Below are 14,808 nucleotides of genomic sequence, written 5' to 3'. Positions count from 1 at the left end.
AAGGCGCAGCCGCCACCCGGCTAAAGATCTCCTATCAGGTGCTCCACCAGCAGCGGAATCGGTCTTCCCGACGCCACGCTCCTGCCGCTCTCTCGCCACAGCGCCGTACCGCTAATGTCCAGATGCGCCCACGGGATCGTCGGCGGGCAAAAGTGGTGCAGCAGCCACGCCGCCGAGGCGCTGATCGCCGCATTGTTGGTCGGCGTGTTGCACAGATCGGCAATCGCGCTTTCGGTCTGTTTTTTCAGCCGCGCATCCAGCGGCAGGGACCACACTTCATCGCCGCTCTGCTTGCCCGCCAGCGTCAGCGCCGCACGCAGCGGTTCATCCTGCGTCATCAGCCCGCTCAGCTCATACCCCAGCGCCTTCACGACCGCACCGGTTAAGGTCGCCATATCAATAATATAGCGCGCCTGCGGATGACGAAGGCTGGCCCAGGCGATGGCGTCCGCCAGCACCAGTCGGCCTTCGGCATCGGTGTTGTTGATTTCAACCGTGGTGCCATTGCAGGCCGTCGCCACCGTGCCGGGCTGCATGGCGTCTGGGCCGATGGCGTTTTCCGCCAGCGCCAGCACGCCCATGATGCGTACGGGCAGCGCCAGCTCTGCCACGGTCAGCATCAGGCCTAGCACGTTAGCCGCACCGCACATGTCGTATTTCATGGTGTACATGCCCGCGCCTTCCTTCAGCCACAGGCCGCCGGTATCGAAGGTTATGCCTTTTCCCACATAGCAGCGCACCGGGCCGTCGTTGACGCCGTCATAATGGATCGCCAGCAGGCGCGGCGGACAGGTCGCCCCTTTGCCAACGGCGTGCAGCAGCCCCAGACCCTGCTCAGCAATAGCCTTTTCGTTCAGCACTTCGCAGCGCAGGGCGGGGAAGGCGGCACAGAGCCTTTGCGCCTCTTCCACCACAAACTGCGGCGTGCATCGGTCGGACGGGATATCCGCCAGACGTCGCGCCGCGACCATGCCGCGGGCGATGGCCTGCTGCTGGCGGAAGACATCCTCCAGTTTTGCCTGCTGTTCCGGCAGGCAGAGGGCGGTGATGTGCGTAAGGCGCACCGTGGATTCATCCGTTTTCTTCAGCTTCAGGTCGCTTAGCCTGTGCGCCTGATTAAAGAGAAAACGCAGCACCTGCGCCAGCACCACATCGTCGATAGCAGTAACGTCCAGTATCAGCCCGGGGCTGACGGGCGAGGCCAGCAGCGGGCGCAGCGCCGTCAGCAATCCTTCGGTCAGGCTATCCTGCCAGAGGGCATCCGGCAGCAGAGTGATCCGGGCAAACGGGGCGCAGCCAAAGCGGGTGTCAGCGATGCTGGCAGACTCGCGCATTTCCGCGACAAGCGCCGTTTCGGGCAAATGCGTACAGGAGGCGGACGCAATCAAATGGCTTTGCGGAGCCGCGTCAGAAAGCGCGGTGATAAACTGATACGTGATCATCATGACTCCTCAATCGGCGCGCGGATCCGCGCGGCATAGGCCTGCATCCACTCATCGTCTACGGCGTAATAATGCGTTTTCTCCCGCAGGCGTTCGGTACGAAAAACGGTGAGGGGCTGGCGAGCCGTCGCCACCACAAACGAGAAGGTTTTGATGTTGGTGGCAGCCCCGAATTCGCCCCTGTTGTTCATGCACACCACGGAAAGATCGCCCGCGCGGCCAAAGCGCGACATCAGCTTGTCTTCCAGCTCGAACACCACCGAATCCGCCGCCTGCTGGGGCGTCATACCCTGCGCCATGCGGCGGACGATTTCGTAGCTGGTGCAGCCTTTCATTAGATCTTCACCGACGCCCGTTGCGGTGGCCGCGCCGGTTTCACTGTCGCAGTAAAAGCCGGAACCAATAATGGGTGAATCCCCGAGTCGACCGCGCTTTTTCATGAACAGGCCGCTGGTGGAGGTGGCGACGCTCATTGACCCCTGCTTATCGAGGCCGATAATGCCGACGGTGTCATGTCCGTCGTAAGGGCTTAGGCCCTTATCCAGCGTTTCGCGGCAGCGTTTGCGGTAGTGCTGCATGGCGCGGTCAGTGAGCATGGTTTTGTCGGCAAAGCCCTGGCTCAGCGCCCATTCCCGCGCGCCCTGGCCGACCAGCAGGCTGTTGTAGCGCTGGCGGCTTAACGCATGCGCCACGCGCACCGGGTTGGCAATATCCACCAGGTTGCCCACGGCGCCAAACGCCAGCGTGTCGCCGTCCATGTAGGCGGCGTCCAGCTCCACCTCGCCATTTTCGGTGGGCAGTCCGCCGTAGCCGACGGATTTATAAAACGGAAAGTCTTCGACGGCGGCGACGGCATCCACCACCGCAGCGGAGACCGGTTTCCCCGCAGCCAGCGCGGATGCAGACTCCGTAACGCCTTCAAGCGCCATTCTCCAGGTCGCGATAATTCCCCACATGCTTTACTCCTGTTTTGCAAGGGCGGTGTCGGTTTGCGTAACGGTGGCCATTTCCGCCGCACGGTACTGTTTGTCCACGATACGCATGAAAGGCAGGTACAGCATGGCGCCAATCAGCAGGTTGATAAGCTGCATCACGCTGCCGCTCAGGTGCCCGGTGACGATAAAACCGCTGATGACCGGCGGCAGCGTCCAGGGAATAAACACCCCGGTGGTGACGGCAACCGCGCCAATCTTCATCGCCGCATACTGCACGGTGACCAGCACCAGCGGCACCAGGTTGAACGGGATAAGCATGATTGGGTTCATGATCACCGGCAGGCCAAACAGGATCGGTTCGTTGATGTTAAACACCGACGCCCCGGCGCCGAGGCGCGCCACTTCACGCATGTTTTTGCTGCGGGCGAAAATCAGCATTGCAATGACCAGCGACAGCGTGGCCCCCGCGCCGCCCATCCAGATCATGTCAAAAAATTGTTCAGTGATAATGTGTGGCGGCGTCGAACCTGCCTGAATCGCAGCGATGTTGTCGGTCTGGTTTTCCATCCACAGCGGGCGAATGATGCCGTTGATCATGGAGCCGGAGTTAATGCCCACTGACCACAGGATGGTGATGCTGAACACCGTCATCAGAGCGCCAAAGTAAGAGGTGCCGTAGTGGCGCACCGGCGTGGCAACCACTTCGTAAATAAACTGGTGGATGGTGTTGTAGTGGGTGTTTTCAAACACGATGCGGATACCCAGCACCAGAATCATCACCAGCAGGGCCGGGATCAGCGCGGCGAACGACTCCTGCACCGCCGGAGGCACGCCGTCCGGCATTTTGATCACCAGTTTTTTGCGCTTGAGCCAGCAGAACAGTTCCGTCCACAGCAGGGAACCGATCATCGCCACGAACAGCCCTTTGCTGCCAATCCACTCCACCGGAATGACGGTAATACCGCCGTTTTCCGCCACTTTGATAAAGGGCGTCAGGATGAGAAAGGCGACCAGCGCCAGGATACCGCAGGAGATGCGGTCTTCACCGTAGTGTTCCGCCAGGCGGAAGGCCACCAGGAAGCTGATGAACAGCGACATGGTGGAGAACACCGCGTTGAACGGGATTTCAATAATGGCGCTCCAGCTCTCACCAAAGGCCTGAGACATAAACTGCTGATAGGCTTGATTCGGGAACGACGAGATCACCAGCAGAATAGAGCCGACGATGATAAACGGCATGAATGACACGTAGGCGCCGCGAATGGCCCCGAGGTGACGCTGCTGGGCCGTTTTGGCCGCCAGCGGCATCAGTTTTGCTTCAAGAAATCCCAGAACATTGTTCATTGTGAACTCCGTACAAGATTGAGGGGTGTTGTTTGTGTTATGTCTGGGGATTATCAGTGAAGCGCGGCGGGCGAAAGGTGAAATCGGTCACAAAGCAATCGCTGGTGTAGTATAAATCTCATAAGATTGGTTCTGAGGATCCTGCGATGGAAATTAAACTGCATGCTAATGCCACCACGACGCCGCGCATCCGTCGCTATCTACAGCAGTCAGATAAAAGCGACAGGGAGCTGGCCACGGAGCTGGGTATTTCGGTCACTACCGTCAGGCGCTGGCGCAACCGCGAGCAGGTTTCGGATAATCACACGACGCCAAAAGTGATACACAAAGCATTGAGACAGGAGCAGGTTGCGCTGGTCAATGCCCTGCGGGATATCACTGGCGCCCCGCTGGACGAACTGCTGCAGATGGTCAATAGCGAACTCGGGATCGCCGTGTCCCGCGCGACCCTGAACCGCTATCTCAAACCGGCTTCGATAAAGCAGAAGGGCGCGACGTTGCAGGGAAAAAAGGCGCTGAAGGCAGGTATCGTGCCGCAAAAACTCCTGTTACATCATCAGCCTCTGTCGCTGCATATGGACGATGGCGGGGAACAGCATCTGCTGTGGGCGCGTGAACCCGTGAGCGGCTGGTGCTACGCCCGGCTGTACGCGGGCATTTCTCCGCAGCTGCTGGCCCACTGGGCGAATGACGCTCTGGAAGCCTGTCCGGCTGATATTCAATCTGTTGAGACTTTTGGTTTCGAGGTGAAGCTTGAGGAGCGTAATATCAACGTGACAGCGCATCCACAGCAATACCGCGCCGTTCAGGTTGATCTACCGCTATGTGAAATCATCCCACGTCTGAACAGTGAACCGGCAGGCGAGCTGTTGATCCAGCTGTGCGAATTTTACAACCGGGGAAAAGCGCAGAAAAAGCTGGGAGAGAGTACGCCGCAGGCCTTTCTGGAAGCGCTGCGGCATAAGGACTAGAGGATCTCGAGCACGTCTTCCGGCGGGCGTCCAATGCGCGCCTGGCCGTTCGCCACTACTATCGGGCGCTCAATCAGCTTTGGATTTTCAACCATCGCCTGGATCAGCTCAGCCTCGGTGAGACGGCTGTCATCCAGGTTAAGCGACTTATACAGATCTTCTTTCTGACGCATCAGCTCTCTTGCACTGCCCATTCCCAGCATGTGCAGCAGCTGGCGGAGGGTTTGCGCGTCAGGTGGGGTGTCGAGGTACAGCACCACTTCCGGCTCAACGCCGTTAGACTTCAGCAGGCTCAGGGTATCGCGGCTCTTGGAGCAGCGAGGGTTGTGATAAATTTTTACGGCGTCTGTCATGACGTGAATTCTCCTTTATTACATCTTCTCGTACGGCTTAAAGCGCTGCTGCAGGCCGCGCAGCTGATCGATACGCGCGTCGTAACGGGCCTGCTGGAGGCTGCCGAGTTTGACCTGCGCGCTGGCGCTGCTGAGCGTGGAAATCGCCTGATCGAGGCGGCCCACCAGGGCAAAACCTTCGGCACGCGCCGCCAGCTCCTGATCGCGGTTGCCGAGCTGGGCTTCCGCCTGAGCGAGCAGATCCCAGCCGTTTTGATCGTCTTTATTGTTGAAGGTGTAGCGGTTCAGAATGGTCGCCGCTTCGCCAGGCTGACCGCCCTGTAAGTAAGCGTTCGCCAGGTTAAGCTGCAGCACCGGGTTGGTACGGACGTCTTTCGCCCCTTTCAGACGGTTGATCGCATCGGCCGTTTTCTTCTGCCCCAGATCGATATCCGTTGACAGATCGAGGTACCACGGGTTGTTCGGGTCGGCTGCCAGAAGCGGCTGCAGCGCTTTACGCGCCTCGTCGTATTTGCTGGCTTCCATCGCCTGGAGCGCCTGACCATACTGCGCGGCGTTTTTCTCACGCACGTTGCCTTTCGCCAGGGAATCCAGCAGGTCGCTGGTGAGCTGGTTACGCCCGGAGTTGTACATCCCAAGCGTTCTCACTTTCGCCATGTAGAAATCCTGTGATGACTGGACCACCACCGGACGCATCTGGTTGGCACGGTTACGCGCGTCCGACAGTCGGCTTTCAGGTAATGGGTGCGTCAGCAGGATTTCCGGCGGACGGGAAGAGTAACGCGCCTGATCGAGCAGTTTTTCGAGGAAGCTCGGCATGGCCTGCGGGTCAAAGCCCGAACGCTGCAGCACCTGAATCCCGATGCGGTCCGCTTCCTGTTCATTTTGCTGGGTAAAGCTGATCATTCCCTGGCGCGTTCCAGCCAGCGTACCGGTCAGGGCCGCCATCCCGGCCTGCGGGCTGGCCATCGCCAGCAGAATGGAGCCCAGCGCGCCCACCCAGGTGAGGGGGGCGTTACGTTTCTGGTCTTCCATGGCGCGCGCCAGGTGGCGCTGGGTGACGTGCGAAATTTCGTGCGCCATCACCGAGGCCAGCTGGCTTTCGTTGTCAGAGTAACGGAATAACGCCGAGTGCAGCACCACGTTTCCGCCAAAGAAGGCGAAGGCGTTGATTTCGTCATTATTGATTAAATAGAAATGGAAGGGCGTTTTTACCGAGTCGGCGTGCGAAACCAGGCGCATCCCCAGCCCGTTAATGTACTGTACCAGCAAAGGGTCGTTAATCAGCGGGGCGCTGCCGCGCAGCTGGCGAACATAGTAATCCCCCATTTGCATCTCTTGCCCAATAGAGAGCGTGCTTCCTGCTGTGGTGCCCATGTCCGGCAATGAATCGGACGAGTCAGCAAAAGCGGGCAACACCTGACCGACCGTCACCGCGGCAATCAGTGTTGCAACCAGTGTTTTTCTCAACTGCCTGAACATAACCACTGTCCTGTATGTTGGATGTGCTAATTTGACCGATGAAGCGGCATATCGTTCATCTCTGCTGCTCTGCGAGTGTAGCCGTGTTGCAGCATGAAGAAAATCCCATTCATCAGGCTTTTGCGGATTGCGATCGGGATACAAAAAGCGAAAGTCTTTTTTGTGACAGTTAGATACAATTCACCGTCTCACTCCCGCCATTCGATTCAGGGAAGGGTTGTATGCTCGAAATGTTAATGCAGTGGTACCGGCGTCGGTTCAGCGACCCGGAAGCTATTGCTTTGTTGGTTATTCTGGTTGCCGGGTTCGGTATTCTGTTCTTCTTCAGCGGCCTGCTCGCGCCACTGCTGGTGGCGATTGTGCTGGCGTACCTGCTGGAGTGGCCAACAGTTCGCCTGGAACACATCGGCTGTTCCCGGCGCTGGGCGACCAGCATCGTACTGGTGCTGTTTGTCGGCATCCTGCTGTTGATGGCCTTTGTGGTGATGCCGGTTGCCTGGCAGCAGGGAATTAACCTGATCCGCGACATGCCCGGTATGCTGAACAAGCTGTCTGATTTCGCCGCCACGCTACCGCGCCGTTACCCGGCCCTGATGGATGCCGGGATTATCGACGCGATGGCCGAAAATATGCGCGCCCGCATCATGACGATGGGCGATTCGGTGGTGAAGTACTCTCTGGCCTCGCTGGTCGGGCTGCTGACGCTGGCGGTTTACCTTGTGCTCGTGCCGCTGATGGTCTTCTTCCTGGTGAAAGATAAAGATCAGATGCTCAACGCCGTGCGCCGTATTCTGCCGCGCAACCGCGGTCTGGCAGGACAGGTCTGGGAAGAGATGAACCAGCAGATCACCAACTACATTCGCGGCAAGGTGCTGGAGATGATTGTCGTGGGGGTAGCCACCTGGATTGGCTTCCTGATTTTCGGGCTGAACTACTCGCTGCTGCTGGCGGTGCTGGTGGGGTTGTCGGTCCTGATTCCGTACATCGGCGCGTTTGTGGTGACCATTCCGGTTGTTGGGGTCGCACTGTTCCAGTTTGGGCTGGGGACGGAGTTCTGGAGCTGCTTTGCGGTGTACCTGATTATTCAGGGCCTGGACGGTAACCTGCTGGTGCCGGTGCTGTTCTCCGAAGCGGTGAACCTGCATCCGCTGGTGATTATCTTATCCGTGGTGATTTTCGGCGGGCTGTGGGGATTCTGGGGCGTGTTCTTTGCGATTCCGCTGGCGACGCTGATTAAGGCCGTGGTCCACGCGTGGCCGGATGTGCCGGCGGTGGAAGATAAGTAGTTTTTGTGCGGCCTGATGCCCTCACTCCGACCCTCTCCCACGGGGAGAGGGGGAAAACATTAAAAACGGCAACCTGGGTTGCCGTTTTGCTGTTTATCAGGCGCTTGCTTTCAGCCAGTTCAACACCACGTCGTGGTGGTTGCTGGTTTTGAAGTCGTCAAACACATGTTCAACTTTACCGTCAGCGTCAATCAGGAAGCTGATGCGGTGAATGCCGTCGTAGGTTTTACCCATAAACGTCTTCTCGCCCCAGACGCCGAACTGCTCGCACACCTGATGATCTTCATCAGAAAGCAGCGTGAAGTTCAGCAGCTCTTTTTCAGCAAATCGTGACAGCTTTTCTGGTTTATCCGTGCTGATACCCAGCACTTCCACACCGACTTTTTTCAACTCGTCCATGTTGTCGCGTAAGCCGCAGGCCTGTACGGTGCAGCCGGGGGTCATGGCTTTCGGGTAGAAATAGACCAGAACACGCTGTCCCTGGAAGTCGGTCAAATTTACTTGCTCGCCGTCTTGATCCGGTAAGCTAAATTTCGGTGCGATGTCACCGGCTTTCAGTGGGTTCATTACTCAACTCCATCCTGTTCGTGCTGCGAATAATTGACGACGCTTATACTGCCCTGCGCGTTTAATTCTGTACAGAGGGCTTTGAACGCTTGCTCGATATTTGACGCATCCTGTGAGGCAGGGCTGTGCGCGGTAATTTGAATAAACAGCACCGGAAGACGCTGGTCACCGCTTGTCTGCGTACGGGAAACCAGTTCGGCAATATTCATCTGATGATTGTCAAAAAGCGCGGTGAAACGCTCAATCAGATGCGGTGAATCAGGCACTTCAACCTGCACCCAGACGGTAGAAGGCAGTGCCGGACGCGGACGCGCGGTGGTGCGCTTCATGACAATCAGCAAATCCAGTTCGGCCCCTTCAGCGGCAGGGTCGATTCAATCAACGTAATGGCGTTCCATGTCCCGGAAAGCAACATAATAAATGTGAACTCTTCGCCAAGCATCGCCAGACGGCTGTCTTCGATATTACAGCCGCAGCTGCTTACGTGACGGGTGATGGTGTTCACGATACCCGGCCTGTCGGCACCCAGCGCAGTGATAACCAGGTAATGTTGTGATGAGGTTGTCAAACCTGTTCTTCCTTTGCATGGTTAAGTCTTCCTAAGGAAAGCATAAAAAAAACATGCATACAACCGCCTGCGAGCCTCAGGTCGCTTGCTTTTATTACAGTTCCAAACGTAACATTGAGGCTCTTGTTCGCACAGAGGATGGCTCATGTTCACGGGAAGTATTGTCGCGCTTGTTACACCGATGGATGAAAAAGGTAATGTCTGCCGGTCAAGCATGAAGAAGCTCATTGATTACCATGTCGCCAACGGAACCTCGGCGATCGTTTCGGTAGGGACTACCGGTGAATCCGCAACGCTGAGCCACGACGAGCACGGCGATGTGGTGATGCTGACCCTGGAACTGGCGGACGGACGTATTCCGGTCATCGCGGGGACAGGGGCTAATGCAACCGCAGAAGCTATCAGCCTGACCAAACGTTTTAACGACAGCGGCATCGTGGGCTGTCTGACGGTGACCCCTTATTACAACCGTCCTACTCAGGAAGGTTTGTTCCAGCACTTCAAAGCCATCGCTGAACATACTGACTTGCCACAAATTCTGTATAATGTGCCGTCCCGTACCGGTTGCGATATGCTGCCGGAAACCGTTGGTCGTCTCTCGGAAGTAAAAAATATTATCGGTATTAAAGAGGCGACAGGGAACTTAAGCCGCGTTCATCAGATCAAAGAGCTGGTTTCAGACGACTTTATCCTGTTGAGTGGTGATGATGCGACCGCGCTGGACTTTATGCAGCTCGGTGGTCATGGCGTGATCTCCGTAACGTCAAACGTTGCGGCGCGCGATATGGCTGAAATGTGCAAACTGGCCGCAGCCGGTCACTTTGATGAAGCGCGCGTCATTAATCAGCGTCTGATGCCGCTGCACAATAAATTATTTGTCGAACCCAATCCGATCCCAGTGAAATGGGCATGTAAGGAGTTGGGGCTTGTAGCAACCGATACGCTGCGTCTGCCAATGACACCGATTACCGACCACGGTCGTGATATCGTCAGGGCGGCGCTGAAGCATGCCGGTTTGCTGTAGAGTTTAGGGAGATTTGATGGCTTATTCAGTACAGAAGTCGCGCCTGGCGAAGGTTGCGAGTGTTTCGCTTGTTATGCTGCTCGCTGCCTGTAGTTCAGATTCGCGCTACAAGCGCCAGGTGAGCGGTGATGAATCCTATCTGGATGCGACCCCGCTTGCTGAACTTCACGCACCGGCTGGTATGATCCTGCCGATTCAGAACGGCGATTATAATATTCCCGTGACCAACGGCAGCGGCCTGGTCGGTAAAGCGCTTGATATTCGTCCGCCAGCACAGCCTCTGGCGCTGGTGAGCGGGGCGCGTACCCAGTTCACCGGTGATACGGCGTCTCTGATGGTTGAGAGCGCGCGCGGTAGCACGCTGTGGCCGCAGGTTGTCAGCGTCATTCAGTCGAAGAACTACACCATCGATAAACGCGATGACGCCAGCCAGACGTTAACCACCGACTGGATCGAATGGAACCGTCTGGATGAAGACCAGCAGTACCGTGGTCGCTATCAAGTCTCCGTTAAACCACAGGGTTACCAGCAGGCGGTTAACGTTAAGCTGTTGAACCTGGAGCAGGCGGGTAAACCGGTTGCGGATGCCGCGTCCCTGCAGCGTTACAGCACCGAAATGCTGAACGTGATTGCCGCGGGTCTGGATAAGACCGCTACCGATGCCGCCAACGCCGCGCAGAGCCGCAACGGCGCGACCTTCGATGTGCAAAGCGGTGCGGATGATACCGGCCTGCCAATGCTGGTGGTGCGTGCACCGTTTAACCAGACCTGGCAGCGTCTGCCAGCGACGCTGGAAAAAGTGGGCATGAAAGTGACCGACAGCACGCGTTCAACCGGCAGCATGACGGCAACGTATAAGCCGCTCTCCGACAGCGCATGGCAGGAACTGGGCGCGAAAGATCCTCAGCTTGCCTCCGGTGACTACAAGATTCAGGTAGGCGACCTTGATAACCGCAGCAGTCTGCAGTTTATCGATCCAAAAGGTCATACGCTGACCCAGTCGCAGAACGATGCGCTGGTCGCTGTCTTCCAGGCAGCATTCAGCAAATAAATACGAGGGCTGGTGAATCCAGCCCTTTTTATTTTAGTGCTACGCAAACGTGTGCGTGGCATAATATCCCCAGTTTTGAACACAAATCATCACACCAGGAGTAATGAAGATGCAGAAGCAAGCTGAGTTGTATCGTGGCAAAGCGAAGACCGTATACAGCACGGAAAACCCGGATCTGTTGGTGCTCGAGTTCCGCAATGATACGTCAGCAGGGGATGGCGCACGCATTGAGCAGTTCGATCGTAAAGGCATGGTGAACAACAAGTTCAACCACTTCATTATGACCAAACTGGCCGAAGCGGGCATCCCGACCCAGATGGAAGCGTTGCTGTCCGATACGGAATGTCTGGTGAAAAAACTGGATATGGTTCCGGTTGAGTGCGTTATTCGTAACCGTGCGGCGGGCTCCCTGGTGAAGCGTCTGGGCATTGAAGAAGGTATCGAACTGAATCCACCGCTGTTCGACCTGTTCCTGAAAAACGATGCCATGCACGACCCGATGGTCAACGAATCCTACTGCGAAACCTTCGGCTGGGTGAGCAAAGAGAACCTGGCGCGTATGCAGGAGCTGACCTACAAAGCCAACGACGTGCTGAAAAAACTGTTTGATGACGCGGGCCTGATCCTCGTCGACTTCAAGCTGGAGTTTGGTCTGTTCAAAGGCGAAGTGGTGCTGGGCGATGAGTTCTCACCGGACGGTAGCCGCCTGTGGGATAAAGAAACCCTGGATAAAATGGACAAAGACCGTTTCCGTCAGAGCCTGGGTGGCCTGATTGAAGCGTACGAAGCGGTTGCTCACCGTTTAGGCGTTAAGCTCGACTAACTCCCTCACTTGCCAAAGGATGTTCCCATCCTTTGGCGTCTTACCTTTGTTTCCTATGGTAATCTTGCCGTTAACCGCCTACGATCATAGCTATTATAAATGGAATAGTTCGAGGTGGTTATGCGCTGGCAAGGGCGTCGTGAAAGTGACAATGTAGAAGACAGACGTAGTGATGGCGGCGGCGGTCCTTCAATGGGTGGGCCAGGCTTCCGGTTACCCAGCGGCAAGGGCGGGATAATCCTGCTGATTGTCGTGCTGGTTGCGGGGTATTACGGCGTTGACCTCACCGGGTTGATGACCGGTCAGCCGCTGCAGCAGCAGGAGCATTCTCAGCGCTCCATCAGCCCGAATGAAGATGAAGCGGCCAAATTTACCTCCGTTATTCTCGCCACAACAGAAGACACCTGGGGTCAGCTGTTTGAGAAGATGGGGCGTACCTACCAGCAGCCGAAACTGGTGATGTACCGGGGGCAACCCGCACCGGATGCGGTACCGGGCAATCTGTGATGGGGCCGTTCTACTGCCCGGCAGACGGCACCGTCTATATCGATCTCTCTTTTTACGATGACATGAAACGCAAGCTTGGCGCTGACGGTGATTTTGCCCAGGGCTACGTGATCGCGCATGAAGTCGGTCATCACGTGCAAAAGCTGCTGGGGATTGAGCCAAAAGTGCGCCAGCTTCAGCAAAATGCGTCTCAGGCTGACGTGAACCGCCTTTCCGTTAAAATGGAACTGCAGGCGGACTGCTTCGCGGGGGTCTGGGGCCACAGCATGCAGCAGCAGGGCGTGCTGGAATCCGGCGATCTTGAAGAGGCGTTAAATGCCGCTCAGGCTATCGGTGACGACCGCCTTCAGCAGCAAAGCCAGGGGCGCGTCGTGCCGGACAGCTTCACTCACGGTACTTCACAGCAGCGCTATAGCTGGTTCAAACGCGGCTTCGACAGCGGCGATCCGGCGCAGTGTAATACCTTCGGCAAAGCGATGTAATGTTGCAGTTTGAACAGCTGATAAGCGAGCTTGAGCGCACAGGCCATCGTCGGCTGGTGGTGCTCAGCGGTGAGGCGCAGTGGACGTTAACCCAGGCGCTGACCCTGCGTGACGCCTTGCCCGGAGACTGGGTAAGGCTTGACGAACACCCTTCAAAAGCCATCGGCGGCCTGCTGGGACGCGAGTTCCGGCACGCTGTTTTTGACGCCAGCGCCGGGTTTGATGTCGCCGCATTTGCCGCCCTGAGCGGAACGCTGAGCGCCGGAAGCCTTCTGGTGCTGCGGGTTCCGCCGCTTGATGCGTGGCCCGGGTTGCCAGACAGCGATTCACTGCGCTGGAGCGACAGCGCCGAAGCGATAGCCACGCCGCATTTTGTCCACCATTTCTGCCGGACGATTGCCGCCGATCCCGACGCTATTGTCTGGCTTCAGGGCTGCGGGTTATCCCTTCCGCCTTTACCCGACGCGCCAGACTGGCAGCCTGCCAGCGGCGCACCGCAGCGCGAGCAGGCTGAGATCCTGGATGTGCTGCTGGGGATGCCGGAGGGCATCGTGGCCGTCACCGCCGCGCGCGGGCGAGGAAAATCAGCCCTGGCGGGAATGCTGCTGAACCGCATTGCCGGCAGCGCCGTGGTTACCGCACCGTCGAAGGGGGCGACGGATATCATCGCCCGCTTTGCCGGAGAGCGTTTTCATTTTATGGCCCCGGACGCGCTGCTTGCCTCTTCATACCAGGCTGACTGGCTAATTGTCGATGAAGCCGCTGCGATCCCCGGACCTCTGCTGGAAAAGCTAGTTGCCCGTTTCCCTCGCGTGCTGTTGACCACCACGGTGCAGGGATATGAAGGGACGGGCCGGGGATTCTTGCTTAAATTCTGCGGTCGGTTTACCGGGCTGCAGCGCTACAGCTTATCTACACCGGTACGCTGGGCGGCGGGCTGCCCGCTTGAGCGGGTTGTCGCCAGCGCGCTGCTGTTTGACGATACGCTGATCGACCGTCGTCCGGAAGGGGAGGTGCGTTTAACGTCCCTGACGCCGACGGCATGGGAAAGCCGCCCGGCGCTTGCAGCGAGCGTATACGAGCTTCTCTGCGCGGCGCATTATCGCACCTCGCCGCTCGATTTACGCCGCATGATGGACGCGCCCGGGCAGCAGTTTGCCGTTGCCGAAACGAATCCGGTTATCGCCGGGGCGCTCTGGCTGGTGGAGGAGGGCGGGCTCTCCCCTGAGCTTAGCCGCGCCGTATGGGCAGGATATCGGCGTCCGCGCGGTAACCTGGTGGCGCAGTCTCTGGCGGCGCACGGCGGCTCTCCGCTGGCGGCGACGCTCAGAGGACGACGGGTCACCCGCATTGCCGTACATCCTCACCGTCAGCGGGAAGGGATTGGCCAGGCGCTTGTTCGCGGCGCCAGGGGCGAAGACTATCTGTCGGTGAGCTTTGGTTATACCGATGAGCTGTGGCGTTTCTGGCAGCAATGTGGGTTTGTGCTGGTGAGGATGGGCAGCCATCGTGAAGCCAGCAGCGGCTGCTACACCGCGATGGCCTTGCTGCCCCAGAGCGAGGCCGGGCGTCAGCTGTGCGAGCAGGCGCAGCAGCGTCTGAAGCGCGATGCGCGGGTGCTATCGGCCTGGAACGGTGAAAAGATCCCCGTGGAAGACGGCTGGGAAGCTACCCTTAATAATGACGACTGGCTGGAGCTGGCGGGGTTTGCTTTTGCGCATCGGGCGTTTTCAACCTCGGTTGCCGCACTGACGCGGCTGTTGTTAACCGTGGACATGCCGCTTCCTGCCCTGCGTGGGAAAATGGATGGAAAAACGGAAGACGTCGGGCGAAAAGCGTTGCTGGCAACGTTGCGAAATGAAACCGCGCAAGCGATTGAAAGTCTTGATTATCTCCGTAGCCAGCAGTTGAAAGAAGACATTTTGCAATGGCAATTTTTTCAATGACTTCTTCAGTAAAGTGGCATGGTCATT

12 protein-coding genes and 2 pseudogenes are annotated in these 14,808 nt (G+C 57.7%); 7 read left to right on the top strand and 7 right to left on the bottom strand.

Going from position 1 to position 14,808, the window contains the following annotated elements:
- Positions 1-20 precede the first annotated feature (20 nt).
- Genes EnteroDNA1_RS08055 through celB form a run of 3 tightly spaced genes read right to left on the bottom strand, consistent with a single transcriptional unit; the run spans position 21 to position 3,721 of the window.
- Positions 21-1,442, bottom strand: coding sequence for a leucyl aminopeptidase family protein (locus EnteroDNA1_RS08055; protein WP_069303160.1), 1,422 nt, complete (start codon positions 1,440-1,442; stop codon positions 21-23).
- A complete protein-coding gene (locus EnteroDNA1_RS08050; RefSeq protein ID WP_039263716.1) occupies positions 1,442-2,398 on the bottom strand; it encodes a N(4)-(beta-N-acetylglucosaminyl)-L-asparaginase in 957 nt (318 codons plus the stop codon). The genes EnteroDNA1_RS08055 and EnteroDNA1_RS08050 overlap by 1 nt, the downstream gene beginning before the upstream one ends.
- A gap of 3 nt (positions 2,399-2,401) precedes the next feature.
- Positions 2,402-3,721 carry a PTS cellobiose transporter subunit IIC gene (gene celB, locus EnteroDNA1_RS08045; protein ID WP_069303159.1) on the bottom strand — a complete coding sequence of 440 codons (1,320 nt, stop codon included), beginning with the start codon at positions 3,719-3,721 and terminating at the stop codon, positions 2,402-2,404.
- A 146-nt stretch (positions 3,722-3,867) separates the two neighbouring features.
- On the opposite strand from celB, the gene EnteroDNA1_RS08040 reads away from it, so the two are divergent.
- Entirely contained in the window at positions 3,868-4,692 is an 825-nt protein-coding gene (locus EnteroDNA1_RS08040) for a helix-turn-helix domain-containing protein (protein ID WP_069303158.1), read from the top strand.
- Here the strand turns inward: EnteroDNA1_RS08040 and arsC are convergent.
- Positions 4,689-5,045, bottom strand: a complete 357-nt coding sequence (gene arsC, locus EnteroDNA1_RS08035; RefSeq protein WP_023308762.1) for an arsenate reductase (glutaredoxin) — start codon at positions 5,043-5,045, stop codon at positions 4,689-4,691. The two genes, EnteroDNA1_RS08040 and arsC, sit on opposite strands and share 4 nt — an antisense overlap.
- Positions 5,046-5,063: 18 nt before the next feature.
- A complete protein-coding gene (gene bepA / locus EnteroDNA1_RS08030) occupies positions 5,064-6,527 on the bottom strand; it encodes a beta-barrel assembly-enhancing protease (protein ID WP_069303157.1) in 1,464 nt (487 codons plus the stop codon).
- A gap of 221 nt (positions 6,528-6,748) precedes the next feature.
- On the opposite strand from bepA, the gene EnteroDNA1_RS08025 reads away from it, so the two are divergent.
- Positions 6,749-7,813: an AI-2E family transporter gene (locus EnteroDNA1_RS08025; RefSeq protein ID WP_069303156.1), complete on the top strand. Its 1,065-nt coding sequence runs from the start codon at positions 6,749-6,751 to the stop codon at positions 7,811-7,813.
- Positions 7,814-7,909: 96 nt separating this feature from the next.
- Here the strand turns inward: EnteroDNA1_RS08025 and bcp are convergent, their stop codons facing one another.
- Together bcp and EnteroDNA1_RS08015 are read right to left on the bottom strand one after the other, a co-directional pair.
- Positions 7,910-8,380: a thioredoxin-dependent thiol peroxidase gene (gene bcp / locus EnteroDNA1_RS08020; protein WP_032659360.1), complete on the bottom strand. Its 471-nt coding sequence runs from the start codon at positions 8,378-8,380 to the stop codon at positions 7,910-7,912.
- Positions 8,380-8,948: pseudogene (locus tag EnteroDNA1_RS08015) on the bottom strand (glycine cleavage system transcriptional repressor). Before EnteroDNA1_RS08015 ends, bcp begins: the two are co-directional and overlap by 1 nt.
- A gap of 145 nt (positions 8,949-9,093) precedes the next feature.
- Here EnteroDNA1_RS08015 and dapA point away from each other — a divergent pair.
- The 5 genes and pseudogenes from dapA (at position 9,094) to EnteroDNA1_RS07990 (ending at position 14,781) form a co-directional block, all read left to right on the top strand.
- Entirely contained in the window at positions 9,094-9,972 is an 879-nt protein-coding gene (dapA, locus tag EnteroDNA1_RS08010) for a 4-hydroxy-tetrahydrodipicolinate synthase (protein ID WP_033146170.1), read from the top strand.
- 16 nt (positions 9,973-9,988) lie between these two features.
- Complete coding sequence (gene bamC, locus EnteroDNA1_RS08005; RefSeq protein WP_033146169.1) at positions 9,989-11,023, top strand: outer membrane protein assembly factor BamC; 1,035 nt, start codon at positions 9,989-9,991, stop codon at positions 11,021-11,023.
- A 109-nt stretch (positions 11,024-11,132) separates the two neighbouring features.
- Positions 11,133-11,846, top strand: coding sequence for a phosphoribosylaminoimidazolesuccinocarboxamide synthase (gene purC, locus EnteroDNA1_RS08000; protein ID WP_023332985.1), 714 nt, complete (start codon positions 11,133-11,135; stop codon positions 11,844-11,846).
- 120 nt (positions 11,847-11,966) lie between these two features.
- A pseudogene (gene ypfJ, locus EnteroDNA1_RS07995) lies at positions 11,967-12,835 on the top strand (KPN_02809 family neutral zinc metallopeptidase).
- Positions 12,835-14,781 (top strand): tRNA(Met) cytidine acetyltransferase TmcA, encoded by a 1,947-nt coding sequence (locus EnteroDNA1_RS07990; protein ID WP_069303155.1) that lies wholly within the window; start codon positions 12,835-12,837, stop codon positions 14,779-14,781. Before ypfJ ends, EnteroDNA1_RS07990 begins: the two are co-directional and overlap by 1 nt.
- The last annotated feature ends 27 nt before the right edge of the window (positions 14,782-14,808 follow it).

The sequence above is a fragment of the Enterobacter sp. HK169 genome (assembly GCF_001719105.1).
GTDB classification, from domain to species: domain Bacteria; phylum Pseudomonadota; class Gammaproteobacteria; order Enterobacterales; family Enterobacteriaceae; genus Enterobacter; species Enterobacter asburiae_B.
This window is presented reverse-complemented; position numbering and strand designations above follow the sequence as displayed.